Below are 25,045 nucleotides of genomic sequence, written 5' to 3'. Positions count from 1 at the left end.
GGTTACTTCTGGTCCGGTGGTTGCACCACGCCGTCAATCGTCATCGCCTCACCATCCAGCGAGACCGAGCAGTTCCGGAGCGGAATATCGAGGTGGCAGGGCGTGTCGCGGTCGCCGCCGGCCTCGGTATTCGGGCCGGAAGACCAGAGGAAATTGCCTGCAAAAGACCGCGCATCCATGCCGAGCTGCGATTGCGGGTTGTAAAGGCCCAGCACCGTCCAATGTGCGCGGTTTTCCAGCCCCCAGCCGACATGCGCCATGGCATAGGCACGCGGATCATTGAAGCTTTCCATGAATTTGCGCATGAATTCGGCCTCGGTGCGGCCTTTGATATCGACGATCATGCCTTTCTCGATGGTCACGAAGACCTGTTCGCGGGCGTAATGTTTGAAGGGCAGGATGATGTCACCCTCATCGATCACGATGGTGCCCTCGGCGCTGCCCTCATCGGGCCAGCGCGCCGAAAAGCAGGAGGGCCAGTGATCCCAGCGGCCCGGCTCATCGGCCAGCCCATATTGCGTCAGCACCGGATATTGCCCCAGCCTGCAGCGGAAATCCGTCCCGGCAGCTGAGGTCACGTGCATTTCTTTCGCCTGCCCGATCTTCTTTGCCGCCGCCAGCACGCGGAGCTTATCTTCCGGGCGCGGGATCTGGCGCATCATGATCTCGGGTGGCTCGACCGCGAGCAACATGCGGGTGCCGCCTTTCAGCACCTCTTCCTGTTCTTTGGAAAACAAGAGTTGCAACGTGTCGATCACCAGGTCGGACGCCTTCAGGCAGGCGAGCGCCGCCGAGTTCAGCTCCAGCGCGGTTTTGCCGACATAGCCGGATTTATCCGGCGACAGCGCCTTCTCGCCATTCATCACCGGCAGGTTCAGCTCGGTCACCACCGCGCCAAGATCCGAGGCTGCCAGCTTGGCAATATAGGCAATCTGGCGGTTGCTGTCGTCGCCCGTCAGCACCGTCACCTGTTCGCCGGGTTTCAGCTTGCACGCGGTCAGCACCTCTTTCCAGCCCCTGAGGAAATGCGCGTCGCTGATGGCCATGGGGGGATCCTTCCTGATGGGGCGCTGTCAGAGCGCGGTCGTATGGGCGAGGGTGAAGAAGCTGCGGTTGAAATGCAGCAAAGGCGACGGCGCGGTGCCAAAGCGGATGGCCCGGACCTCGCCGATAAAGATCGAATGGCTGCCTGTTTCGGTCGCGCCTGCGATCTGGCAGTCGAGATTGACCAGCGCGCCGTCGAGGGCAGGTGCGCCGGTGGCGAGATGCGTCCAGCCATGCGGGGCGAACTTGTCCTCGCCCTGGTCACCGGTCTGGCCGGCAAAGCGCTGTGCCACCTCGCGCTGGTCATCGGCGAGGATATTGACGCAGAAACTGCCCGCGTCTGAAATGGCGCGATGTGCCGCGCCGCCCCTGTTGACGCAGACCAGCATCGAAGGCGGCGTGACCGACATCGAACAGACGGCAGTGGCGGTGAGGCCGCGCCGGGCAGGGCCTTCTCCTGCGGTGATGATGGTGACCGTGGCCGCCAGCAGCCGCATCGCGGCGCGGAAATCATCTGGCAGCGGGTCTGTTCCATGGGTCGGGTCTGGGCCTTGGGTCATGGAAGCGCCTTTTGCATCTGTTCCAGCCAGAGCGCCGCAGAGGCCAGCCGGTGATCCGCGCCGCGCGCGCCCACAAGCTGCACGCCGATCGGCAGGCCCCTGGGCCCGGTCGCGCCGGGAAGGTTGATCAGAGGCACCTGCAAGACGCTCCAGAGCCGGTTGAAGATCGGATCACCCGTCGCGATGCCTTCCGGCGCCTCGCCTGGGGCTGCGAGGGTGAGCACGGCGTCGAACCGCGCCAGCAGATCGTCCATCCGGGTGCGAAGGGCGGGGAGCTGTTCCCGTGCGGCGCGATAGCGCGGCTCCGTCACCCGGGCCTGATCTTCCAGCATGGCGCGGGTGACGGGGGTCAGGCCCTGCCAGTGGTCGCGGATCTCGGGGGCGAGGGAATGCGTTACTTCCCAGCCCATCACGGCTTCATGCAGGTCGAAAATACCGTCATACCAGGCGGGCGGGTCGAGAAAGGTGACCTCGGCCCCGGCCTGTTCTGCCCGGGCCTTAAGGCGTAAAACCGCCTCTGTGCTTGCCGGATCGGCCTTTTCAAGCCGCGTGCCGGGCAGAACCGCGAGGCGCGGGCGGGCAGGGGGTGTAAGGGTCGCGAGGGCCCTATACCCCGAAAGCACCGAGGCCGCATGCGCGGCGTCTTCAATGCCGCGCGCGAGGATCCCCAGCGTGTCGAGGCTGTGGCAGAGCACTTTGATCCCCACCGTATTGATCAGCCCGAATGAGGGTTTCAGCGCAGTGACGCCGCAATAGCTCGCCGGCCGGATCACCGAGCCGGAGGTCTGGGTGCCAAAAGCCAGCGGCACATGGCCGGCGGCGACAGCGGCACAGGATCCCGAAGAGGAGCCGCCCGGCGTATGGGCCGGATTATGCGGGTTTCGGGTCTTATTCGGGCTCGCCATGGCGAGTTCGGTCGAGACGGTCTTGCCAAGGATCAGCCCGTCGGCGGATCGGGTCAGCGCGACCGCTGCCGCGTCCCAGGGGGGGCGGAAACCATCATAGATATTCGTGCCGTAACCCGTGGGCATATCTGCGGTGTCGATCACATCCTTGACGCCGACCGGCACACCCGCAAGCGGACCATGTGCGCCGCGCCGGTCCAGCGCATCGGCGCTTGCGCGGGCCTGATCCGGGTCGAGATATTGCCAGGCCATGACCGGGCCGTCAGTGGCGGCGATGTGGTCGAGATGCGCCTCGGTCACCTGGCGGGCGGTGAGATCACCCGAGGCGACGCGGGATGCGATCTCGCGGGCGGAAAGGGCAAGGATCGTCTCTGGTTTCATCGCGCTCACCCGAAGATCGTCGGGCGGCGCCTGGCCCAGGGCATGGCGGATTCGATGTCATGGGCGAGTTGCAGCAGCATGGCGTCCTCGCCAAATCCGGCGCCGATATGAATGCCGATGGGCAACCCGCCGGCGCTTGTGCCGAAGGGCACCGACATGGCGGGGCAGCCGGAGGCATTGAAGACGGCGGTAAAGGGGGAATGCGACCAGAACTGGTCATAAAAGGCGTCGAGGCTCTGACCGCTGCCGGCAAGCTTTCCGATGGGCGGTGCCGGTTCAGCGGCGGCGGGGGTCAGAACAGCGTCATATTGTGCGAAGAAGCGGCCAAGCGCGCGGGCTGCGCTGTGCAGGGTCTGCACCGCCGCAAGATAGGTGGTCGCGGGCAGCAACAGCGCCTCGTGCACCCATTCGCGGTTGACCTCTTCCAGCTGCGCGAGGCGGGGCGATTTCGGGTCGCCGCCGGTCACGCCAAGCGCCACGTTCGTGCCGACGACCTGGCGCCAGGCGGTCTTCAGCGCGAGCGCATCATAGCCCATATCGGGGACCGGGATAATGGTATGGTTGCAGTCTTTCAGGAAGCGGGCGGCCTCATTGGTGACGCGGATCATCTCGGGGTCGATGGTCTCGCCAAGGGGCGCTTTGGTCACCAGGGCGATCTTCAGATGCCCGGTCGGTTTTGTAAGCGCGGCAAGATAGCCCGGGCGCGCAGGCGAGGCCCAGGGGTCACCGATATCCGGGCCGCCGCTGATGTCGAGCATCGCCGCGCTGTCGCGGACCGACCAGGTCACGGCATGCGGCGTCGACATGCCGCCAATGGCCTCGGCGGCCATGGGGCCGACCGGGTTCACAAGGCGCGAGGGTTTGAACCCGAAAAGCCCGCAATGGCTAGCGGGCAGGCGGGTTGATCCGGCGCCGTCTGACGCGTTCGCGAGCGGCACCATGCCGGAGGCGACGGCAGCGGCGGACCCGCCTGATGATCCGCCCGCCGTGCGGGACAGATCCCAGGGGTTGCGGGTCGGGCCGAAGGCCTCGGGTTCCGAGGTGAAGGAAAGCGCAAATTCCGGTGTGTTGGATTTGCCGAGGATCACCATTCCGGCAGCCTTGTAACGCGCAGTAATGGTCGAATCGCGCTGGCTGACCACGCCCCGCAACAGCTCCGAGCCAGAGGAGAGAAGCATCCCTTCCGCCTCGAACCCGGTGTTTTTCAACAGCATCGGTACCCCGGCCAGCGGGCTGAAGGGCAGGAAGCCTTTGGCGGAAGCATATGCCGCGACCTGCCTGCGGGCGAGGTCGAAATGCTCATGCACGACCGCATTCAGCTTTGGGTTCAGCCGCTCGATCCGTTCAATCGCAGCCTCCAGAACCTCGGAGGGGGTGACCTCGAAATCGTCGATCAGCTTTGCGGTGGCGATGCCGTCGAGAGTGGAGAGTTCCTGCATTGCCTCAGCCCATCTGTGCTTTGAAGAGGTCGAGGTCCCAAAGGTCTTTGGTGACCCGCAAGACCCCATCCCGGATTTCAAACAGATGCAGCCCGTCCAGCGCAATGGGGCGGGGACGGCCATCCTTGCCGGTGAAGGTGCCGGTCATATGATAGGGCACCGCGACGTGATCCCCTGCGCGGATATAGCCCTGGCGGGACCAGGCGACATCCGGCAACATGCGCCAGAAGCCTTCCAGCCCCTCGGCCAGCGCCTCGCGCCCCTGCCGTGATTTGCCCATGGCGACTTCGTCATGGCGGCCATCAGCCGCATAGAGCGCGGCAGCCCCCTGCGCGTCGCGCGCGGCATAGGCGGCGTAAAAGCGGTTGATCAGGTCTACGTATTGCATGGCAGCACCCGGGCCAGAATCCGGAATGGCCCCGCCCGTGGCTGAAACGGGCGGGGAAATCAGGGATCACTCGATCCCGGCGATCTTCTTCACCTGGGCGACGTAAGTGTCGCGCTTCACCTCATTATAGAGGCGGGCGCGGAGGGCCGGCGCAGGCGTCGCGTTGACGTTTTCGAACAAAGCCACCCGACCGGCGAGCGAGCCCGAGGTCATATCCCAGATGAAGTTCATCAGCTGTTCCTTGACCATGGCAGAAACGCCATGGCCGGGCAGCAGCTCATGCAGGAAATGGCCAACTTCGGGGTTGTCGAAAGCGCTCTTGCCGAAGCGCATCACCAGACCCTGGCCGCACATCTCTTGCAGGATATGGATGATCTTCGGGTAGTTTTCGATGGAATAGAGCCGCCCTGCCGTCAGCATGCCGACATCGGGGCGCACCACGCCGCCTTCCAGCTCCACCGCCAGCGCCTCGGCTGCGGTGACAAAGGCGCGCAGCGTCTGCGCATATTCCACCAGCTGGCCCAGCATCATCTGCACTGCCGGGATCTTGCCGGTGCCGAGATAGTCAAGCACCATCTGCCCCGCGCCGACAAACAGTTCAGCCTTGACCGCAAGGCGGGTCAGCACATGCCAATGGGCATAGACGCAGACCGGGCCATACCAGGACATGCCGGTCGGATCGCCCAGGTTGAAGAGCCGCTCTTTCGGGACGAACACATTGTCGAAGACGATGAACTGGTCGGCTTCCTCGCCCAGGGATGACACCGGATGGTCGAATTTCGACGCCTCCGGCTGCGAGACCATCTCGCGCGAGATCATCTTGATACCGTCGGTGTCAATCGGCACCGAGCCCCAGATACAGGCCTCGGGCGGCGTCTCCATCAGCCCGCCGAGATTGGTGAAGAAGATGTCATTGGCCTGGGCGGCGATCGAGCCGACGGTCTTGGCGCCGTAAATATAGACGCCGTCCTTCGTGACCTTTTTCACCTTGAGCATCGAGGCTTCGGAGGCTTTCGGCGAGGAGCGGTCGGCCTGTGGTCCGGCAAGGCTTTCCGAGGCGGTCAGGTTGTTGTTCTGACCGAATTCCATATAGGCTTCGATATTGGCGCCGAAATCGGGGTCGACCCCGTCAATCATCGACTTCTTCTGCCGGAAGGTGGGCAGATAGGCGTAAAGCCCGGCCACAATCGCGGGCGAAAGATCCGGCGGGCGGCCAAAGGTGCCGGCGGTTTTCAGCGAGGTGTATTCGATCATCCGGCGCCGCGCGGCGAGGTCTTCTTTCGAGCGCGGCACCTGCCAGGCGCGCGAGATCACGGCGCCGACCTTGTCATCGTAATAGGTGGTCGCGTCCTGGTGTTCCGGGTCGAACTGATCGTCGAACATCGAGGCCAGCGTGTCGATGCCTTTCGCAAGCGCAGGCTCGTCATAGACCGAAGTAAGCTTGCGGCCCCCCACCCAGATCTGCCGGTTATCCTTCAGCGAGTCCTTGTATTCCGCGCCGGTCTTCAGCCGATGTGGCCTGCCGTTGATCGTGTCTGGTTTTCCCTGTGTCACGGGGGTGTTCTCCTGTTGGGATGACATGCCGCGCCCCTCGTGCCGGGGGCTGCGGCGAAAGCAGGTCAGGCCTTTTCGGCGGCGGATTTCTCATCGCGCATCTGGCGGATCACCTCGGTCGCCGACCGCATCGCATCCAGCGCCGCCGGAACACCGCAATAGATCGCGGCCTGCAAAATTACTTCGATGATCTCGGCTTCCGTCACGCCATTGTTCAGCGCGCCGCGGACATGCAGCTTTACCTCATGCGGGCGATTCAGCGCGATCAGCATTCCAAGGTTCAGAAAGGATCGGGTCTTGCGTTCCAGCCCCGGCCGGGTCCAGATTTCGCCCCAGCACCATTCGGTCACGAGTTTCTGCAAGGGCGCGGTCAGCTCATCGGCATTGGCAAGGGAGGGCGCGACATAGGCGTCGCCCAGCACCTCACGGCGGACCTGCAGCCCTTTTTGAAACTGCTCACCCTCGAATTCGGGACGGGTCATGTCATTCTCCGCTGGGGATAGGGGCGCGGGCCGGGAACGGTCGGGTTGGACGGGCCTGCTGAACTGCATTCAGGTTAGGCATGGCGCGCTTGACCTGTCAACAGATTGTATGACAGGATTACGGTCATACTGATAGACAAAACACCGCTGCCCGCAAATGAGGCAGACGCAAAAGGGGAGGCGAGGCCGCGATGCAGGATCAGCACTTACCTCCGGCAGAGGCGGCGGTTTTCGAGCTTTTTGCCCTGCGATATGCCGAACATTCGGGCCGCCAGGCGGGTGAGAATTTCCTTGATGCCACCGCTCTTCCCGCTGATCCGCATGAGGCGGGATCGAACCTGGATTACTTCATCTGGCTGGCGCGGCGCGGGCATGAGGTCGTCGTGATTGATACCGGATTCGGGCCGGATGCCGCTGTTCGGCGGGGGCGGCGCCTGCACCGGACCGCGCGCGAGGCGCTGGCGCTGATGGGCATCGATTCGCATCAGGTGAAGACGGTGATCCTGACGCATCTGCATTACGATCACGCGGGCGGCTTTGGCGATTTCCCGGCAGCGACCTTCCATCTGCAAGAGGCCGAAGCGGCCTATGCCACCGGCCCCTGCATCTGTGACCCGGCCGCGCGGGGTGTGTTTGATGTGGAAAACATCGTCGATTACATCCGCAGCCTTTACGCCGGGCGCATCCGGTTTCATCGCGGGGATCACGATCTGGGCAATGGCCTCATCCTGCATGAAATACCCGGCCACAGCGCCGGGCTTCAGGCGGTGTCAGTCCCGACCGCGCGGGGGCGGGTGCTGATCGCCTCGGATGCGACGCATCTCTATGCCAATCTCGCGCGGCGCAATCCCTTCCCGATCCTCTGGGATGAGGCGCAGCTGCGCCGTGGGTTTGAGCGGCTGGCGACACTCGCGCCCTCGCTGGATCACATTATCCCCGGTCATGATCCGCTGGTGATGCGGGCCTATCCACCCGTGTCGGAGACGCTCGACGGTATCGCCGTGCGCCTTGATGTGGCGCCGCTGATCGCCTTTGCCGGGCTCAGCGCATGAGCCGGGGCGTGCTGATCACCGGTGCGGCGCTTGGCCTTGGGCTGGGGCTGGCGAAGGCCTTTGCCGCTGCGGGCGACCGGGTGTTTCTGTCCGATATTTCCCCTGCCGTCACGGATGCGGCAGCGGGCCTCGGTTCGGCCAGTTTCATCACGGATCTGGCGCAGCCCGGGGCAGCGGTGGACCTTGCCGCGCGGGCGGCGGATCACCTTGGCGGCGTCGATATCCTGATCAACAATGCGGTGGTCCGGCGGATGGCCGGCGTCGGGGATCTGCCCGATGCAGACTGGGACCTCGCGCTGGAGGTCAATCTTTCGGCGCCCTTCCGGCTGATCAAAGCCTGCCTGCCGGGGATGAAGGCTAAGGGCTGGGGGCGGATCGTCAATATGGGCTCGGTCTATAGTCTGATCGCCGCTCCGGGCCGCGCCGATTACGTCACCACGAAACATGCGATCACCGGGCTGACGCGGACGGTGGCGCTGGAACTCGCCGATACCGCGATCACCTGCAACGCGATCTGCCCCGGGCTGATGGCGACGGAGTCGGCGCTGGCACGGATCAGCGCGCTGGCTGAGGCGCGCGGGATCAGTCAGGCCGAGGCCGAGCGCGCGTTTCTCTCGACCCGCCAGCCGGGCGGCAAATTCATCCCGATGGAGACGGTGACGGCGCTGGCGGTCTTCCTTTGCGGGGGCGCGAGCGCGGGGATCAACGGGGCAGCGATCCCGGTGGATAATGGCTGGTCCTTTGCCTGAGGGGCGGGGCCACAACAGGAGAGCGAGATGGCTGAGACGGGTTTTGCGGGCATCGGATTTGTAGGCCTGGGCAATATGGGGCGGCCGATGGCGGCGAATATCATCGCCGCCGGTGCATCGCTGCTGGTGAATGACCGCGATGCAGGCGCGGTGGCTGCGCTGGTTGCGCAGGGGGCAGAGGATGCCGGTTCCCTCAAGGCACTTTGCGCCCGCGCAGAGACGGTTTTCCTCTCGCTGCCAACGCCGGAAGTGGTGCTGGCGGTCGGGCGTGAGATCGCCGCGCATCCCGGTAGCGTGAAGCGGGTGGTTGATCTTTCCACCACTGGCCCTAAGGCCGAGATGGATCTGGCCGAGGTGCTGGCGGCTGCCGGCATCGCGCTGATCGACAGCCCGGTTTCGGGCGGCGTGGCGGGGGCGAAGAAAGGAACGCTCGCGCTGATGGCCGCCGGGCCGTCGCCGCATTTCGAACGGGTCGAACCCCTTTTGCTGGCTTTGGGCAAGGTCATTCGCGTGGCCAATGAGCCGGGCAAGGCCCAGGTGATGAAGCTGATCAACAATATCTGCTCGGCCGCCTCGCTCGCGATCACATCCGAGGCGATGGTGATGGGCGCGAAGGCGGGGCTCGATGCTGATGTGATGATCGAGGTGCTGAATGCGGGATCCGGGCGGACCTCGGCCAGCACCGACAAGATCCCGCGTTTCGTGCTGCCGCGCGGGTTCGATTTCGGTTTTGCGATTGCACTCTCGCTGAAAGACATCCGGCTCGCACTGGAGGAGGCCGAGCGTCTTGGCTGTCAGATGCTGGTGGGAAATGCGGTCAGGACGCTGTTTTCCATCACCAAAGCCCAGCTTGGCCCCGATGCCGATATGACCGAGATCATCCGCCCGCTGGAGGCCTGGGCCGGCACCGAGCTGCGCGGCAAGGCCGCTGGCTGATGTCCCTCAGCCGCCGGATCGCCGCCTTTGCCACTGATCCCGGCCCGCTGCCAGAGGCAGTGCGGGCGGCGGGGCGGCGGGCGTTCCTGAATATGACCGGCTGTGCGATCGGCGGCGCGCGCGAGGGCGCGATTGACCGCCTGGCCGCACTGCTGCCGGCATTTTCCGGCCCCGCCACCGCCAGTCTGATCGGGCGGGAAGAGTGCGCCGATATGCTCTGGTCCGCGTATATCAACGCGGCGGCGGCGAATATTTTCGATTATGACGACACCCATATCCCGACCGTGATCCATCCTGCCGCGCCGGTCGGCCCGGCGGTGCTGGCGCTGGCGGAAACCCTGGCGGGGCAGGGGCGCCCGGTTTCGGGTCAGGCGCTGATCCGGGCCTTTGTGACGGGGATGGAGGTGACCTGTCGCCTTGGCCTCGCGCTGCATCCTGTGCATTACGCGCGCGGCTGGCATATCACCTCGACCTGCGGCACGTTCGGGGCGGCGCTGGCTGCGGGGCAGATCCTCGGGCTGACCGGGGCGCAGATGGTTGATGCCATGGGCCATGCGCTGGCGCAGAATGCCGGTTCGGTCGAGACGCTCGGGACCATGTCAAAAAGCCTGTCGGTCGGGCAGGCGGCGCGGGCGGGGCTGATGGGGGCGCTGCTGGCGCAGCGGGGGTTTACCGGCCCGGAGGCACCGCTGGAGGGCAGGCAAGGGTTTTTGGCGCTGCATTCGGATGCCCCCGATCTGACCGCTTTTGAAGATCTGGGCCAGCGGTGGGAGGTTTTGCACAATACGTTCAAACCCTATCCCTGTGGCGTGGTGCTGAACCCGGTGATCGAGGCCTGTCTGGCGCTGCATTCCGACCTGAACGCTGGGCAGATCACCCGTGTCACCCTGACCGGACATCCGCTGCTCAGAGCGCGCACAGACCGGCCCGGCGTGACCTCGGGGCGGCTCGCCCAGGTCTCGGCGCAGCATGCGGTAGCCGTGAGCCTGATCCGGGGCGAGGCCGGGCTTGCGGCGTTTTCCGATGCGGCGGTGGCTGACCCGGTCTTGCGCGATTTTGGGTCCAGGCTGGTCTTTTGCGATGATCCGGGCTTTTCGCTGGAGGCGGCGGAGGTCAGGCTGGAGCTGGCCGATGGCCGCCGCCTGACCCGCCACGTCGAGGCCGCGAAGGGCGGGCTTGCATATCCGTTGTCCGACGAAGACCTTGCCGCGAAACTCGCCGGTCAGATCCGCCATAACGGCGCCGCGCTGGATGCTGGCACGCTGGTCGCTGCGCTGACCGGGATCGAAGAGACTGACAATGCCGCCGCCTTCCTCGCCATGGCCCGCCCGCCAAAAGGAGCCTGAAATGACCAGAAAACCGATTGCCCCGCCGGTTATGACCCTGACCACCGGTCCGGTCGATGCCTATCCCGAAGTGCTGCGCGCCCTCTCGCGCCCGGTGCTTTATGATTACGACCCGGCGTTTCTGGACTTCTATGAAAGCGTCAATGCGAAGGTCCAGCGCGCCTTCCATACCGACACCCCGCCGGTGATCCTGCAGGGCGAGCCGGTGCTGGGGCTGGAGGCCGCCGCCGCCTCGGTCATCGCCAAAGGTGATGTCGTGCTGAACCTCGTCTCGGGGGTCTATGGCAAGGGCTTTGGCTATTGGGCAGCGCGCTATGCCGGCGAGCTGATTGAGCTGGAGGTGCCTTATAACGAGGTGCTGACGGCGGGGGCCGTGGCGGATGCCTTGGCGGCCCGGCCGGATGTGGCGGTGGTGTCGCTGTGCCATCACGACACGCCTTCGGGCACGCTGAACCCGGTTGATGAGATCGGCGCAGTGGTCCGGGCGGCGGGGAAGATCTTCATTGTCGATTCGGTCTCGGCTTTCGGTGGCGTTAAGGTGCTGCCCGAAGACTGCGGGGCGGATATTTTCATCACCGGGCCGAATAAATGCCTCGGCTGCCCGCCGGGCCTGTCGCTGTTGCATGTGTCGGATCGCGGCTGGGCGAAGATCGCCGCCAATAAGGATGCGCCGAAAGACTCGATCCTCTCGATTGCCGACTGGCGGCAGGCGCATCTGGCGGGGCAGGGCTTTCCCTTCACGCCGTCCGTCTCCGAGATCAACGCGCTGGATGCCGCGCTGGATGTCTATCTGACCGAGGGCGAAGAGGCCGTCTGGGCGCGTCATGCGCTGACCGCGAAAGCCTGCCGCGCCGGGATTATCGCCGCCGGAATGCGGCTTTGGCCGGCGCGCGAAGAGATCGCCTCGCCGACCTGCACCGCTGTGGCCACGCCGGATGGCGTCGATGAAGCGGCGCTGCGCGCCCTGATCCGGGCGCGTTACGGGGTGATGCTGTCTTCGGGGCGCGGCGAGACGCTGGGCCGGCTGACCCGGATCGGCCATATGGGGCCGACGGCGAAACCGACCTATGCGCTGGTCGCAGTGGCGGCCATGGCGGGGGGGATGCGCGCGATGGGGGTCAAGGGCATCGACCCCGGCGCCGGAGTTGCGGCGGCACTTTCGGTGATCGACGCCGCCGGAGAGACGGTCCTTTCACCAGGGCCGATTGTCGTATAGTAACATTGTCATATGGCCGGCGGCGCGACACCGTGCTGCAGCCCCGATCATGATGGTATGGAATGAACGGCAAAGCCCTTCCGCTGGAGTTTCGTGTGACCAAGGCCGCCGCCCCGGTGCGCCATTCGGTGACCGAGAGCATCCGCAATTCGATCGCGCTTGGCTATTTCACCGCCGGGCAGCGCATCACCGAACGTGACCTTTGCGAAATGACCGGCGTGTCCAGGACCGCCGTGCGCGAAGCTCTGCGCCAGCTGGAAAGCGAGGGTCTTGTTCAGGTCGTGCCGCATCGCGGGCCGATCGTGGCGGTGCTGACGCCGGAACAGGCCGAGGGTATTTACCAGGTCCGGATCGAGCTGGAGGGCCTCGCCTGCGAGTTGTTCACCCGCAATGCGACCGATGCAGATATCGCCGCGCTGAAAGCCTCGTTCGAGGTGCTCAAGGGCATCGGCAATATGACCGACCCGCTGGAGCGGCTGACCGCGAAAAACGCCTTTTACGAGAGCCTGATTTTTGGCGCCCATAATGAGGCGCTTGGCCATACCCTGTCTTCGCTGAATGCGCGGGTCATGGTGTTGCGCGCGACCTCGCTGGCGGCGCCTGGCCGCACCGCCGAAAGCCTGCTGGAACTGGCAGAGCTGGTCGACCATCTCGCGGCGCGGCGCGGGAAAGAGGCGCGCAAGCTCGCGGCGCGCCATGTGATGAATGCCGGCAAGGTGGCGATCGGGATCCTGAAGAAGCGCCTTGCCGAGGAAGCGGCTGAAGGCTGACTGCGCGTCACCCCGCCCGGTCAGATTCCGGGCGTCGCCCCGCCATCGACATTGATCACCGTGCCGTGGACATAACTTGCGGCCGGGCTGCACAGGAAGCGCAGCACATCGGTGACCTCCTCCGGCTGGCCGTAAGCGGCAATGCCATGTTCGACCCGCATTTCCTCCTGGGCTTCAGTGAAACTGATGCCGCGTTCCGCCGCCCGGGTCCCGATCCGGCGGGAGAGGCGGTCGGTGACGATATGGCCGGGGCAGAGCGTGTTGATGCGGATGCCTGCACCCTGTGCCCGTTTCGAGATCGCCTTGGTGAAATTGATCAGCGCCGAATTGACCGAGCCGCCGATGGTGAAATCGGGTTCGGGCGTATGAGCGCCGACGCCCGAGATATTGACGATCACACCTTTTGACGCCGCCAGCGCCTCCCATGCGGCGCGGCAGAACCGGACGGTTGCGTGATATTTCAGCGCGAAGCCTTCGAGGAAATCCTCATCCGTCAGCGCGAGGAAATCGCCGCGTTTGGTGGCGCCCGCATTGTTGATCAATGCGTCGATCCGGCCCAGCTGGGCAAGCGTCGCCGTTACGACCTCGCCTGCCGCCCCGGGCTCAGAGAGGTCGGTCGCGGTGATGATCACCTGAGGCGCTCCGGCGGCCCGTGCCTCGCGCGCGGTTTCCTCAAGCGCAGCCGCGTCGCGCGCGGCAAGGGACAGCGCGAATCCGTCCCGGGCAAGGCCGATGGCAAAGGCTTTTCCGAGGCCCCGGCTTGCTCCGGTGACGATGGCGCTGCGCATGGCATTCTCCCGTTTCCTCCGGCGTGACCGGATAAAATTCCGGCACCCGCCCCGGGAATATGATGAAATTTCAGTCATGTGACGGAAATTTCAGCCAGGGCTGCAGATGTAGGATTTTTTCACATTGTATTACGGTATGATAATGTTATCGTATTCTTGTGCTGTCAATCGGGGACCTGGTTTCTTGTGCTGCCGCAGGGAAAATTCTCTCGATTCAGGCAGCCGGCAGATGGGTTCCCCTGAACGATACCTGCCACGATATCCCTCAAACGAAAGGGGTCTGATGTACAGCTTTGCGGCAAGAGATGCGGGTGCGCGCGGTCATTCGGCCGCTTTGGCCGTGCAGCGGGTCGTGCCTTCCACCGCCGCGCAGTCCAGCGCGACCGGGGCAGGGGCCTCGCCCGCCCGCCGCTCCAGCGGGATCTCGGCGCGGGTGGGCCAGGCATTGCCCGCAAGCCCGCACCAGACCCGTTGCACCGCCATTTCATCGCCAACATCGTTCAGGCGAAACACGGTGCCGGTTGCAAGGTCATATCCAAAGCTGAATTCCAGCGTCTCGCCCGGCGCCGCACGGCCCAGGTCTTCGGAAAACCAATGCGCAATCGCGGCACCGCAGGCGAGGCCCGCATCTCCGGTATTGGTTATTGCGATTTCCACACTATGCTGCGCGGCAAATGCCGGTGCAGTCAGAGGCCCGGCAAGACTGGCGACAAACGCCAGGGCAGGGGTCGTAACAGAACGTATGCGGGACAACTGCATCATAAGCCGTGCGTCTGAATTTCACCTGACCGGATGGCATCCGGGCGGCGGCTGACTGTCAACTGTAAAACGACAACAGGGAAAGATGAGATGAAAAAGACGATTACCGGCACTGTCAGCCGCGCTGTCCTGACGCTCGCCCTTGTGGGCTGGGGGGCTGTTGCTTCGGCGGATGAGATTGATTCCATTGCAATTCTGGCGCCCGAAATGGGCACCGATATGGGCTGGAACCAGCAAGGCGTCGATGCGGCCAAAGCCGCAGGCGCGGCGGCAGGGATCGAGGTCATCGTGGCCGAAAACCTCGGCTATGGCGATGTGCGCCCCACTTTGCGTGAGCTGGCCGAAGACGGCGCCGATCTTCTGATCGGCCATGCTTCGGGCTATAACACTTCTGCGCCCGAGATCGGCGAAGAGCTGGGCGTGCCGGTGGCCATCGTCGATATGCCCGACAAGCTTTCGAAGGGCAAAGTCGCCGATTACACCGCGACCGGCTCGGATGGCGCCTATCTTGCGGGCCGTCTGGCTGCCAAGATGACCCGCACCGGCGTGGTCGGTATCGTGGTGTCAGGCGAGCCGCCATCCTGGAACAATATGTCCATCGCCTTCGCCGAAGGCGTCAAGGCCGAGAAGCCTGCGGTCGAAGTCCGCTATGCGGTGATCGGGCCGGCTGCATATGCCGATGCGGCAGGCGGCAAGCGCGTGACGGAAACCGTGATCGCCTCGGGCGCCGATATCATCTTTGGCCAGGGCAACGGGTCTTCCTTCGGGATGCTTCAGGCGGTGGAAACCACCCCTGCGACCGATGGTGGCAAGGCCTATTTCATCGACGTGATCGGCGACAAGACCTCGATCGACAAGGGGCATCTTCTGTCCTCGGTGGTCTGGGATCTGACCCCGGTTTATTCCGCGATGATCACCGATCTGAAGGCCGGCACTTACGGCGAAAAGAATTACGACATCAAACTCTCGGATAACAGTCTGCGCCTGCTGAAGACTGCGAATATCCCCGACGATGTCTGGGCCGAGATCGAGGCGCTGAAAGGCGAGGTCATTTCCGGCGCGATCAAGGTCGAGGCCAAATATGATGCCGAAAGCGTGCATGCTCTGGTGAAAACCGTCGAGTAAGCTGCAACTGCAGGGGCGGGGCCGGTCAGGCCCTGCCCGTCAGTGACATGTCCCGCGAGGCGGCAACGGGCCGCGGGTTTTCCATGAGGACCACTCCATGCAGGCACCTGTCGGGGCGATGGCGGATGCGCCATCTGCAACCCCCGGCCCGGTTGTTGCGCTGAAAGGCGTGACCAAGAGATTTCCGGGCGTGATCGCCAATAACAATGTCAGCGCCGGGATCTATGCGGGCGAGGTCCATGTTCTTCTTGGCGAAAACGGGGCGGGGAAATCGACCCTGGTCGGGATGCTTTCCGGGCTGCAACAGCCCGATGAGGGGCATATCGAGATCGGGGCGAAGCGCGTTACCGTGACCTCGCCGCGCCATGCGTTGTCATTGGGCATCGGCACAGTGTTTCAGCATTCGATGCTGGTGCCGTCGCTGTCGGTTGTCGATAATTTCACCCTTGGCGGTGCCTGGTGGAAGCGCCCCGACCGCGAGGGCCAGGCGGCGCGCATCCTTGAGACCGCCGCGCGGCTTGGCCTGCGGGTCGATCCTTTCGCTCTGGTCGCGACTTTGTCGCTGGGCGAACGCCAGCAGGTCGAGATCCTGCGCGCGCTGATGCGGGGCTCGCGCTGTCTGATCCTTGACGAGGCGACGGCAATGCTGACGCCGCAGGAGGCGGTGTCGCTGGGGGAACTCATGCGCCGCCTGGTGACGGAGGGGCTGGCGATCATCTTCATCACCCATAAGCTCAATGAAGCGCTGGCTTATGGTGACCGGATTTCGGTGCTGCGGCTGGGGAAAAATGCGGGCGAGATCGGGCCGGAGGAATTGCGCGCGCATACGGATGCGGAAAACACGGCCCGGATCATCGCACTGATGTTCGGCAGCGCCGCGGGGCAGGGCGAGGCGGCGATGCGTGAGCCGCGCGCGCCTGGGCCGGTCGTGCTGGAGGTCGCAGGCCTGACCGCCGGATCTGGCCGTATCCCATTGGAAAATATGACATTCGCGGTGCATCAGGGCGAGATTTTCGGCATCGCGGGGATTGATGGCAATGGGCAAAAAGAACTGGCGGAGGCATTGTCAGGCCAGGTGCCCTCGCGCGGGTCGGTGCGGCTGAACGGGCGCGAGATCGGCGCGCTGACCGTCGGCGGGCGCCGCGCGGCAGGGCTGCGCTATGTGACCGATGACCGGCTGGGCGAGGGCACCGTCGCCACTTTCCCGGTCGCGGTGAATTTCCTTTTGAAAGAGATAGGGTCTTCGCCCTTCTGGAAGAAAGGGGTCGAGAACCCGCAGGCGATCCGCGCCCAGGCCGAAGACCATGTGAAGGCCTTCGACATCCGCACCCCGGGCGTGCAGACGCCGGTGGGCAAGCTTTCGGGCGGCAATATCCAGAAGGTGCTTCTGGCGCGCGAGCTGACGGGTGCTGCCGAGGCGGTGATTTTCGCCAAGCCAACCTATGGCCTTGACGTGCAGAATATCCGCGCGACCCGCGCCCGTATCCGCGAGGCCGCGGCGGCGGGAAAGGCCGTGCTGCTGATCTCGACCGATCTCGATGAACTGCTGGAGCTGGCCGACCGGATCGCGGTGATCGACCGGGGCCGCATCCGTGGCATTGTCGAAAACGGCCCCGGCGCGCGCGACGCCATTGGCCGGCTGATGAGCGCGGGAGACAGCGCATGAGCGACACAACCCTGACCGCTGCCCCGGGCCGCGACTGGCTCTGGATGCTGGGCCTTTTGATCGGGCCTTTGCTGGCGGCGCTGGCGCTTGGCGCGCTGATCCTGATGGCGATGGGGGTCAACCCGCTGGATTATTACGCTTTTGTGGTCGAACGCTCGATTTTCAGACCCTCGGGGCTGGAAGCGACACTGACCCGAATGGGGCCGCTGCTTCTGATCGCGGCAAGCCTGATCGTCGCCTTCCGGGCCGGGATCTGGAACCTCGGCGGTGACGGGCAGTTTCTGTTGGCCGCCGTGCTGGTCGCCGCGCTGACGCCGCTGATGTTTGCCGCCGGTATGCCGGTCTGGCTGGTTCTGGCCACGGGCCTTGTCATCGGGGCGGTGATCGGCGCGGCCTGGTCGGTGCTGCCGGCGATCCTCAAGGCCTGTCAGGGCATCAATGAGATCATCACCACGCTGATGATGAGCTTTCTGGGCGTCTCTTTCGCCAATGTGCTGGTGAAGCTCGCGTTCCTCGACCCCGCCACCACCACGCCGCAGACAAGGACGCTGCCGGTCGAGGCACGGCTGCCGCGTCTTTTCGACACGACGGTTTCTTCGGGGCTGATCATCGGGCTGGTCGTGGTGATCCTCGTGCATCTGGTGATGACGCGGACGGCCTTCGGGATGCGCTTGCGGGTCGTGGGGGCGAACCCGCGCGCGGCGATCCATGCCGGGCTGTCGGTTCCGAAACTGACCATCGCGGTCTTTGCGATTTCCGCCGCGCTTGCGGGCCTGTCGGGCGCGGTCGATATCCTTGGAACGCAAGGCAATCTGCGCGCCGACTGGAACCCGGCCTATAGCCTGACCGTGGTGCCGCTGGTCTTCCTGGCGCGGCTGAACGGGTTCGGATCCATCGCCTATGTCTTCCTCTTTTCCGCCCTGACCATCGGCGGCGAAAGTGCTGCGCGCCGCCTCGGTGTCCCGAGCTTCTTCTCGCTTGTCATCGTGGCGCTGTTGCTGATCACCCTCGGCCTTGCCGAATATGCCGACAAGCGCCGCCGCGCGCGTGCGAGAGACTGAGGTCCTGATGTTCACGGAAACCTTCCTCATCACGCTTTTCCTTGGCGCCGTCATGGCGGGGATCCCGCTATTGCTTGCGGGCCTCGGTGAGCAGCTTTCGGAAAAGGCGGGCGTGCTGAATATCGGCCTTGAGGGCATGATCCTCGCCGGGGCCTATGCCGGGTTCCTCACCGCCTGGGCCAGCGGCAGCTCCGCCGTCGGTTTTGCCGGCGGTGCGGGGGCGGGGGCGCTGGTGGCAAGCCTGATGGTGGTGTTTTGCGTCATCCTGGGGCTGAACCAGATCGTGATTGGCATCGCGCTGACGCTGCTGGTCCAGGGCCTCACCGCTTTACTGCATTTCGTGCAATTCTCGCGATCCTATCCCAGGCTTGACGGGATGCAGAGCTGGCGCATCCCCGGCCTCGCCGAGATCCCGATCCTCGGGCCGATGTTTTTCAGCCATAATCCGGTGGTCTATCTTGCGGTGATCCTGGTGGCGGTTTTCGCCTGGATCTACCGCATGACCCATCTCGGATCGGCTTTGCAGGCGGCGGGCGACAAGCCGGCCGCGCTGGATGCGGCTGGCGTCGATGTGATCCGCACCCGCGCGCTGGCGGTGCTGACCACGGGTGCATTGGCGGGTCTTGGCGGGGCCTTCATGTCGGTCGCGGTTGCGGGTGTCTTCATCCCTTTCATGAGCCATGGCAATGGATTCATCGCCATCGTGCTTGCGATGCTGGCGCGGGGGCGGCCGCTCTGGGTGCTGGGCGGCGCGCTCCTGTTTGGCGCAAGCCTTTCGATGACAACCGCGCTGCAGGTCGCAGGCGTCAATGTGCCGGTCGATGTGATCCAGATGCTGCCCTTCGCCATGGTCATGCTGGTCCTGCTGGTTGCCGGCCGCAAGGCAAGCCTGCCCGCAGCCCTTGGCGAAAGCTTTGAGCGCGGCGCCAGATAGGGCAGGGGTTAAAGCGCCGCCATATCGACCGTAAGCCCGAATTCCCGCGCCTCGCCCGGGGCGAGGGTCAGGCTGAAGGGCCGCGCTGCCAGCTCTGGCCCGGCGCCAATCTGGCCGGGCAGGCCCTGCCAGGGCTCAACACAGAGAAACCCGGCCTGCTGCGGGCGCCAGAGGACCAGATTTTCCAGACCCTGCCAGCGGATCACCAGCCCCCGGTTGCCCGCGCCGTAAAACAGCCCCTCGCCTGCGCCCCGGGCGAGGATGATCGAGGAGGACGGGAAGAAGGTCTCGTCCCGGATCGCGAGCCGCCCGGCGTCAAATGGTGTGGCAATCTCCCCGCCGGTCAGGAAATTCTCGCGCTGTTCCGCAGGCGCGGGCGCGGCGCCGTTCAGGAGCCGCACCTCATGCGCGCCAGTCACACCCGGCAAGGGCAGGGCAAAGCCGGGGTGATAGCCAAAGCTGAAGGGCATCGGCCGCGCGCCGGTATTTTCAACCCGTGTCCGGCAGTCAAGCCGGTCGGCTGCCAGCCGGTAGCTCTGCTCCAGCCGGAACGCGAAAGGATAGAGACGGCGGCTGGTTTCATCGGCCTCGAGCGCGAAAGTGCAGCTGTCGGAAGTGGTTTCAACCAGCGTGAACCGGCTTTCCATCGCGAAGCCATGGATGGTCATCGGGTAATCGACCCCGTCAACGCTGACGCGATTGTCTATGGCCCGGCCACAGATCGGGAAGAGAAGCGGGCTCGACTGGCCCCAGAACGCCGGGTCGGCCTGCCACAAAACCTCGCGCGGGCCTTGTTTCAACGACCGCAGCTCGGCCCCCATGATAGCGATTTCCGCTGTGACAGAGCCATTTTCAAGCCGGATCCTCTCCGCCATTCTGTTCCCTCCTGATCGCGGCCATGACCGCCTCTGCCGCCCGCAGCGACCCACATTGGCGGATTTTATGGCCGCCCTCTGTCACTTCGGCCAGCACAGCCGGCTCCCGGTCAGAGCGATGCATCGTCACCTTACGGCCAATATTGGCCGCGTGGCGCGCATGGTCGTGACCGTCCCGGCAGCAGAGCATGATCAGAGAGGCTGCGCCATAAAACTGCGCCTCGCAAAGGAATTATTGCCGCCGCAACAGATCAGACCCTCCGCCCCGGCTCCGGTCAGAACTGCGACCAGTCGGCGGGTCAGCCGGACACCTGGCCGGAAAAACAGACACTGTTTTCGGTCACCTTAAGCGAGCGGTAGGGACTGCCGGCCAGGCTGACGAACAGGTCAGGCATAAGGGCTTGGGAAAGCTTCATTTTTGAGGCATGAGCGGATAAAATCTGTTGCCCCGACAAATCGCACGTTCGGCCTGACTCCAGCCCGAACACGGGGCGCGCGATTGTTCCGAGCAATTCCGGCCAGGGCGATCCTATTCCGCGTACCACTGTGGGAACGACAGTGAGAGCATGAAGAATTTTACTAAAATAGTTCAATAACAATGGCTTAAATTATCCGCGTGCGGCATAATGTGCAGCAAAAGTAGATAGCCCGCTCTCGTTCCTGTAGCCTTGGCGGCGCATAAGCAAACCCTGGTGCTCGGTCGTGGTACGATGCGGCGACGTCTGGACCGCCGGGCAACGATACTCATCGGCCTTCACAAACTGTCCTTTGGCCCGGCTGCCCGGCTGCCCGGGTGCGGCGGGTCGAGGGCCGCAGCAGAGGCTGCATTGCCATATTGCTGTCGTTCGACATTGGCCTGGCCAGCCTGCAAATCCGAGCTGCGTTCCGGTGGGTCCCGATGGCAGTACTCGCGGGTTATCCGGACCCAAGAATTGGTTTGCATTTCTGGGGTGTGCGGGTAGTTTATCGCTCAACTTTCGGATTTACCTATTCTTTTAGCCTCTCGGAGTGACCGTATGTGCACCGCCTGTTTTGAAGCCGTCACATATAACGGTCTGATGCATTTCTGCCATTGCGGGAGCCCGGACACTCTGACAGCGATGCGCCGAATAGAGGCGGATATTTCCCGGCGTCAGATGCTGGGAGGCATGGCGGCGGTCGTGGGGATGTTTGCAGGTTTTGGACTTGCCCCAAAGGAGCTGCGGGCGCAGACGGCGGGCGCGCCCCTTTTGCTGACCAATCTGAAATATTTCGACGGCACAACGCTGAGCCTGCACAGTGGCGTCGACATTCTGGTTGAGGGCGGCCGGATTGCCGCGCTGCCGGCAGCGGGCCAGGGTCCGGCAGAGGCCGAGCGGATCGATTGTGGCGGGCGCACTGTCATTCCTGGTCTGATCGACAGCCATTGGCATACGACGCTTGCCTCGGTCAGCCAGCTGGCTGCGATGACCCAGGATATCGGCTTCCTGCATCTGATGGCGGGGAGAGAGGCAGGCGCGACCCTGATGCGCGGCTTTACCACCGTGCGCGATGTCGGCGGACCGGCCTTTGGCCTCCAGGCCGCGGTGGATCGCGGTGTGGTGACCGGCCCGCGCATTTTCCCCGCCGGGGCGATCATCAGCCAGACCTCGGGCCATGGCGATTTCCGTTTTCAGAACACGCTGCCGATGATGCCGGTCGATCAGCCCGATTATGCGACCAAAGCCGGCATGTCGGCACTGGCTGACGGGGTCCCCGAGGTGCTGCGCCGCACCCGCGAGCAGCTGATGAAAGGCGCAAGCCAGATCAAGATCACTGCGGGTGGCGGTGTGGCCTCGCAATATGACCCGCTCGAATCGCTGCAGTTCACGCTGGAAGAGATGCGGGCCGCAGTCGATGCCGCGAGCGACTGGGGCACCTATGTCTGCGCCCATGTCTATACCTCGGCTGGCATCCAGCGCTGTATCAAAGCGGGTGTGAAATCGATCGAACATGGCCAGCTGGCGGATGAGGATACGGTCCGCATGATGGCGGATAATGGCACCTGGTGGTCGATCCAGCCGTTCCTGGCGGACGAGGATGCGAATAAATACACTGACCCCAAGGCCATCGCCGCACAGAAGATGGTGGCCGAAGGAACAATGCGGGCCTTTGAATGGGCCGACAAGCACAAGGTCAACTGGGCGTTCGGCACGGATATTCTCTATGGTGGCGGGGAAACCCAGGCCAAACAGCTGACCAAGCTGGCCCGTTTCATGTCGCCGCTGGAGGCGCTGCACCGGGCAACCGGGGCGGCGGGGGATCTTCTGGCACTGTCGGGGGCACGCGCGCCCTATGACGGACGGCTGGGCGTGATCGCCGAGGGGGCGCTGGCCGATCTTCTGGTGGTCGATGGCGATGCCGAGGCCGGTCTCGACTGGCTTTCTGACAGCAGCAATCTGAGGGTGATCCTCAAGGATGGCCGCCTGTTTAAAAATACCTTGTGAGGAGCATGACATGATCCGCAACCTGCTGGGGGCTATGGCCATTCTCGCCCTTGGATCAACCGCGGCTCTGGCCGAGGGCTGGTCACGCCAGGTCACCCCCTATGTCTGGGCCGCAGGCTTTGGCGGCGACATCACCCCCTTTACGGGTGCTCCGACCCTGTCCTTCGACAAGGGCTTTTCTGATCTCGTCGATGATCTTGACGGGGCCTTCTTCCTTTCGGGCTATGCGCGCCGCGACCGTCTGATCTTCATGGGGGATCTGAGCTGGTCATCCAGCTCGAAATCCGGCCATGTGCCTCCGGGCCTGCCTGCAGAGGGAAAGCTGACACAGCGCTCGCTGACCCTGCTCGCGGGCTGGCGTGCGGTGCAGAATGAGGCCTTTACCCTTGATCTGCTGGCCGGTGCACGTGCCTGGAGCATCAAAAGCAGCATCACGGTCGCTGGCGGAATGATGCAGGCCTCGCCGGGCAAGGATTTCGTCGACCCGGTCCTCGCGGCCCGCGCCAATATCGCGCTGGCCCCGCAATGGTCTGCGCTGGTCTATGCCGATTTCGGCGGCTTTGGCGTCGGCTCGGAAAGCACCAGCCAGGTTCTCGTGACGGTGAATTACGAGGTGAATGACACTCTCTGGCTTTCGGTTGGCTATCGCCAGCTGAATGTCGATTACCGAAGCGGCGGCACCGAATTTGATATGCGCATGGGCGGGCCGCTTTTCGGCGCGACCTGGCGATTCTGAGGAGATCGAGATGTTCAGAACCCTTGTCCTGGCGCTTTCTCTCGCCGTGGCGGCCGCGCCGATTGCCGATGCCTGCACCCGCGTGGTCTATCACGGGCCGGAGGGGCGCGTCCTGACCGCACGGTCCATGGACTGGAGCCTGCCGATGGTCTCGAATCTATGGGTCTTTCCGCGCGGCATGACCCGCACTGGCGAGGCAGGTCCGCGCTCGCTGGAATGGACCTCGAAATATGGCAGCCTGATCGTCTCGGGCTATGACATCTCCACCGTCGACGGCATGAACGAGGCGGGGCTGGTTGCCAATATGCTCTGGCTGGTCAGCTCGGAATACCCTGAGGATGACGGCCAGACGCCGCAGATGTCGCTGTCCCTCTGGGCGCAGTATTTCATGGACAATTACGCAACCGTTGCCGAGGCGGTGAAGGATCTGGAGGCGCAGCCCTTCCATGTCCTGACCAGGGACGTGCCGATGCAGCCGGGGCGGCTGACGACCGTGCATCTGTCTTTGTCGGATGCGAGCGGTGACAGTGCCATTCTGGAATGGCTCAATGGCGAACTGGTGATCCATCACGGGCCCGAATTCAACGTCATGACCAATGACCCGCCTTATGATGCGCAACTCGCGCTGGCCTCCTACTGGAAGGGTGTCAACCCGCGCGAGGTGCTGCCCGGCACCACCCGCGCCGCTGACCGTTTCGTGCGCGCCGGCACCTATATCGACATGGTCGTGCAATCGGATGACCCGCGCGAGGCTGCGGCAGCGGCCTTCAGCGTGATCCGCAATGCCTCGGTGCCTTATGGGATCTCGACCCCGGATGCGCCGAACCTTTCGACCACACGCTGGCGGGTGGTGGCGGATCAGAAGGACCGGCTGTTCTATGTCGAATCCGCGATCTCGCCCAATGTGTTCTGGGTTGATCTGAAGCAGCTGGATTTTACCAGGGACAGCGGTGTACGTCAGCTGGATCTGGGCGTGGATATGGGCAGCATCCGCTCGGGCGAGGTCTCGGCAGAGTTTGTCGCTGCAGAGCCTTTCCGTTTCGAACCTGCCGAATGAGTGAGGTATCAGCATGACCAGGACCCTGATCCGACTGCCGCTGCTTGCCATGCTTGCCGCAACACAGGCGGCCTGTGTCAGCAGCCCCAGGCCCGAAGAGCCGGTGAGAATTCTGCGAAGCACCGCCGATGGGGTTGTGCTGCACGGGCTGATCGACGCCACGCGAAAGAGCCCGCCCGAGCGCTATGACTTGCTGGCGCAAAGTGAATGTGCGCGTTCAGACAGGCATGCTGTTCTGAGCAGAATGGAACAGAAATCGACCTTTGGCTTTGATGTGACCTATCGCTGCCTCTCAAAGACCTGACGTAACCCGGCCGCGCGGATCAGTTCAGAGCGTCCAGGTGTTCGCATTACATTTGTGCTGAGGACCTGTAGGCTGTGTCGGGAATCCGGATGTTTGCCAATCAGTGACTGCGCAAACAGATGCCAGCTTTGATCGGTCCAACCGGAATGGCGCAGAGAGTTTGTGCCTGTCCTCTGGCTTTGCACTGCCATTGGAATGCCGCGCCTCATGCGCGCTTATCCTGCGCTCCGGTTTCCGATTGCCACCGCCGCGCAGTCCACATCGCAAAGGCGCAGGGCAGCATCACCGACCACCGCCTATGCGCCAGCACCGCATCCGGATCGGGCCGGAAGCGGCCGTGCCGGAGCCGCCCGACAGCATCGGCTGGACCTCGACGCGCTATGGCTACACCGCCAAGGTGAATAGCCCCATGTTTCGTGGACGCCTTCTTCGCTAACTTTGAGGCAAGGAGGC

At 64.1% G+C, this 25,045-nt stretch carries 24 protein-coding genes; 14 read left to right on the top strand and 10 right to left on the bottom strand.

Annotation, left to right across the window (positions count from 1 at the left end; all coding sequences use genetic code 11):
* Positions 1-2: 2 nt before the first annotated feature.
* The 7 genes from JC607_RS20960 to JC607_RS20930 all read right to left on the bottom strand — a co-directional run bounded on the left by JC607_RS20960 (position 3) and on the right by JC607_RS20930 (position 6,753).
* A complete protein-coding gene (locus JC607_RS20960) occupies positions 3-1,046 on the bottom strand; it encodes a 2,5-dihydroxypyridine 5,6-dioxygenase (protein WP_198838772.1) in 1,044 nt (347 codons plus the stop codon).
* Positions 1,047-1,073: 27 nt separating this feature from the next.
* Positions 1,074-1,604 (bottom strand): flavin reductase family protein, encoded by a 531-nt coding sequence (locus JC607_RS20955; RefSeq protein ID WP_198838771.1) that lies wholly within the window; start codon positions 1,602-1,604, stop codon positions 1,074-1,076.
* A complete protein-coding gene (locus JC607_RS20950; RefSeq protein ID WP_198838770.1) occupies positions 1,601-2,890 on the bottom strand; it encodes an amidase in 1,290 nt (429 codons plus the stop codon). The genes JC607_RS20955 and JC607_RS20950 overlap by 4 nt, the downstream gene beginning before the upstream one ends.
* Before the next feature lie 5 nt (positions 2,891-2,895).
* Complete coding sequence (locus JC607_RS20945; protein ID WP_198838769.1) at positions 2,896-4,329, bottom strand: amidase; 1,434 nt, start codon at positions 4,327-4,329, stop codon at positions 2,896-2,898.
* 4 nt (positions 4,330-4,333) lie between these two features.
* Positions 4,334-4,717 (bottom strand): nuclear transport factor 2 family protein, encoded by a 384-nt coding sequence (locus JC607_RS20940; RefSeq protein ID WP_198838768.1) that lies wholly within the window; start codon positions 4,715-4,717, stop codon positions 4,334-4,336.
* A 66-nt stretch (positions 4,718-4,783) separates the two neighbouring features.
* On the bottom strand, positions 4,784-6,271 hold the full coding sequence (locus tag JC607_RS20935) for a 4-hydroxyphenylacetate 3-hydroxylase N-terminal domain-containing protein (protein WP_198838767.1): 1,488 nt from the start codon (positions 6,269-6,271) through the stop codon (positions 4,784-4,786).
* A gap of 65 nt (positions 6,272-6,336) precedes the next feature.
* Positions 6,337-6,753 carry a carboxymuconolactone decarboxylase family protein gene (locus JC607_RS20930; RefSeq protein ID WP_198838766.1) on the bottom strand — a complete coding sequence of 139 codons (417 nt, stop codon included), beginning with the start codon at positions 6,751-6,753 and terminating at the stop codon, positions 6,337-6,339.
* Positions 6,754-6,944: 191 nt separating this feature from the next.
* Between JC607_RS20930 and JC607_RS20925 the strand changes: the two genes are divergently transcribed.
* The 6 genes from JC607_RS20925 (at position 6,945) to JC607_RS20900 (ending at position 12,822) form a co-directional block, all read left to right on the top strand.
* Positions 6,945-7,805 carry an N-acyl homoserine lactonase family protein gene (locus JC607_RS20925; RefSeq protein ID WP_198838765.1) on the top strand — a complete coding sequence of 287 codons (861 nt, stop codon included), beginning with the start codon at positions 6,945-6,947 and terminating at the stop codon, positions 7,803-7,805.
* Positions 7,802-8,554 (top strand): SDR family oxidoreductase, encoded by a 753-nt coding sequence (locus JC607_RS20920; RefSeq protein ID WP_198838764.1) that lies wholly within the window; start codon positions 7,802-7,804, stop codon positions 8,552-8,554. Before JC607_RS20925 ends, JC607_RS20920 begins: the two co-directional genes overlap by 4 nt.
* Before the next feature lie 27 nt (positions 8,555-8,581).
* A complete protein-coding gene (locus tag JC607_RS20915; RefSeq protein WP_198838763.1) occupies positions 8,582-9,490 on the top strand; it encodes an NAD(P)-dependent oxidoreductase in 909 nt (302 codons plus the stop codon).
* Entirely contained in the window at positions 9,490-10,836 is a 1,347-nt protein-coding gene (locus JC607_RS20910; RefSeq protein WP_198838762.1) for an MmgE/PrpD family protein, read from the top strand. Before JC607_RS20915 ends, JC607_RS20910 begins: the two co-directional genes overlap by 1 nt.
* Before the next feature lies 1 nt (position 10,837).
* Positions 10,838-12,052, top strand: coding sequence for a pyridoxamine--pyruvate transaminase (gene ppaT, locus JC607_RS20905; RefSeq protein ID WP_198838761.1), 1,215 nt, complete (start codon positions 10,838-10,840; stop codon positions 12,050-12,052).
* Between the two features lie 62 nt (positions 12,053-12,114).
* Positions 12,115-12,822: a GntR family transcriptional regulator gene (locus JC607_RS20900; protein ID WP_198838760.1), complete on the top strand. Its 708-nt coding sequence runs from the start codon at positions 12,115-12,117 to the stop codon at positions 12,820-12,822.
* A 20-nt stretch (positions 12,823-12,842) separates the two neighbouring features.
* Here JC607_RS20900 and JC607_RS20895 read toward each other — a convergent pair whose 3' ends face one another.
* Both JC607_RS20895 and JC607_RS20890 read right to left on the bottom strand, forming a co-directional pair.
* A complete protein-coding gene (locus JC607_RS20895) occupies positions 12,843-13,610 on the bottom strand; it encodes an SDR family oxidoreductase (protein WP_198838759.1) in 768 nt (255 codons plus the stop codon).
* A 321-nt stretch (positions 13,611-13,931) separates the two neighbouring features.
* The gene (locus JC607_RS20890) at positions 13,932-14,267 is read right to left on the bottom strand and encodes a hypothetical protein (protein ID WP_198838758.1); all 336 of its coding nucleotides are present in this window, start codon (positions 14,265-14,267) and stop codon (positions 13,932-13,934) included.
* A 192-nt stretch (positions 14,268-14,459) separates the two neighbouring features.
* Between JC607_RS20890 and JC607_RS20885 the strand changes: the two genes are divergently transcribed.
* From JC607_RS20885 to JC607_RS20870, 4 genes are all read left to right on the top strand, one after another.
* A complete protein-coding gene (locus tag JC607_RS20885) occupies positions 14,460-15,494 on the top strand; it encodes a BMP family protein (RefSeq protein WP_198838757.1) in 1,035 nt (344 codons plus the stop codon).
* A gap of 97 nt (positions 15,495-15,591) precedes the next feature.
* Positions 15,592-17,160, top strand: a complete 1,569-nt coding sequence (locus JC607_RS20880; protein WP_198838756.1) for an ABC transporter ATP-binding protein — start codon at positions 15,592-15,594, stop codon at positions 17,158-17,160.
* Complete coding sequence (locus tag JC607_RS20875; RefSeq protein WP_198838755.1) at positions 17,157-18,221, top strand: ABC transporter permease; 1,065 nt, start codon at positions 17,157-17,159, stop codon at positions 18,219-18,221. Before JC607_RS20880 ends, JC607_RS20875 begins: the two co-directional genes overlap by 4 nt.
* A 7-nt stretch (positions 18,222-18,228) precedes the next feature.
* The gene (locus JC607_RS20870; protein WP_198838754.1) at positions 18,229-19,155 is read left to right on the top strand and encodes an ABC transporter permease; all 927 of its coding nucleotides are present in this window, start codon (positions 18,229-18,231) and stop codon (positions 19,153-19,155) included.
* An 8-nt stretch (positions 19,156-19,163) separates the two neighbouring features.
* Here the strand turns inward: JC607_RS20870 and JC607_RS20865 are convergent, their stop codons facing one another.
* The gene (locus JC607_RS20865) at positions 19,164-20,030 is read right to left on the bottom strand and encodes an aldose 1-epimerase family protein (RefSeq protein WP_198838753.1); all 867 of its coding nucleotides are present in this window, start codon (positions 20,028-20,030) and stop codon (positions 19,164-19,166) included.
* A gap of 1,100 nt (positions 20,031-21,130) precedes the next feature.
* Here JC607_RS20865 and JC607_RS20860 point away from each other — a divergent pair.
* Genes JC607_RS20860 through JC607_RS20845 form a run of 4 tightly spaced genes read left to right on the top strand, consistent with a single transcriptional unit; the run spans position 21,131 to position 24,592 of the window.
* Entirely contained in the window at positions 21,131-22,495 is a 1,365-nt protein-coding gene (locus JC607_RS20860; RefSeq protein ID WP_233093063.1) for an amidohydrolase family protein, read from the top strand.
* Between the two features lie 10 nt (positions 22,496-22,505).
* Complete coding sequence (locus JC607_RS20855; RefSeq protein ID WP_198838751.1) at positions 22,506-23,231, top strand: hypothetical protein; 726 nt, start codon at positions 22,506-22,508, stop codon at positions 23,229-23,231.
* A 10-nt stretch (positions 23,232-23,241) separates the two neighbouring features.
* Complete coding sequence (locus JC607_RS20850) at positions 23,242-24,288, top strand: linear amide C-N hydrolase (protein WP_198838750.1); 1,047 nt, start codon at positions 23,242-23,244, stop codon at positions 24,286-24,288.
* Between the two features lie 13 nt (positions 24,289-24,301).
* A complete protein-coding gene (locus JC607_RS20845; RefSeq protein ID WP_198838749.1) occupies positions 24,302-24,592 on the top strand; it encodes a hypothetical protein in 291 nt (96 codons plus the stop codon).
* The last annotated feature ends 453 nt before the right edge of the window (positions 24,593-25,045 follow it).

Source organism: Paracoccus sp. IB05 (assembly GCF_016405985.1).
Lineage (GTDB): Bacteria > Pseudomonadota > Alphaproteobacteria > Rhodobacterales > Rhodobacteraceae > Pseudogemmobacter.
Note: the sequence above shows the minus strand (reverse complement) of the source record. Positions and strands in the feature narration are given on the sequence as shown.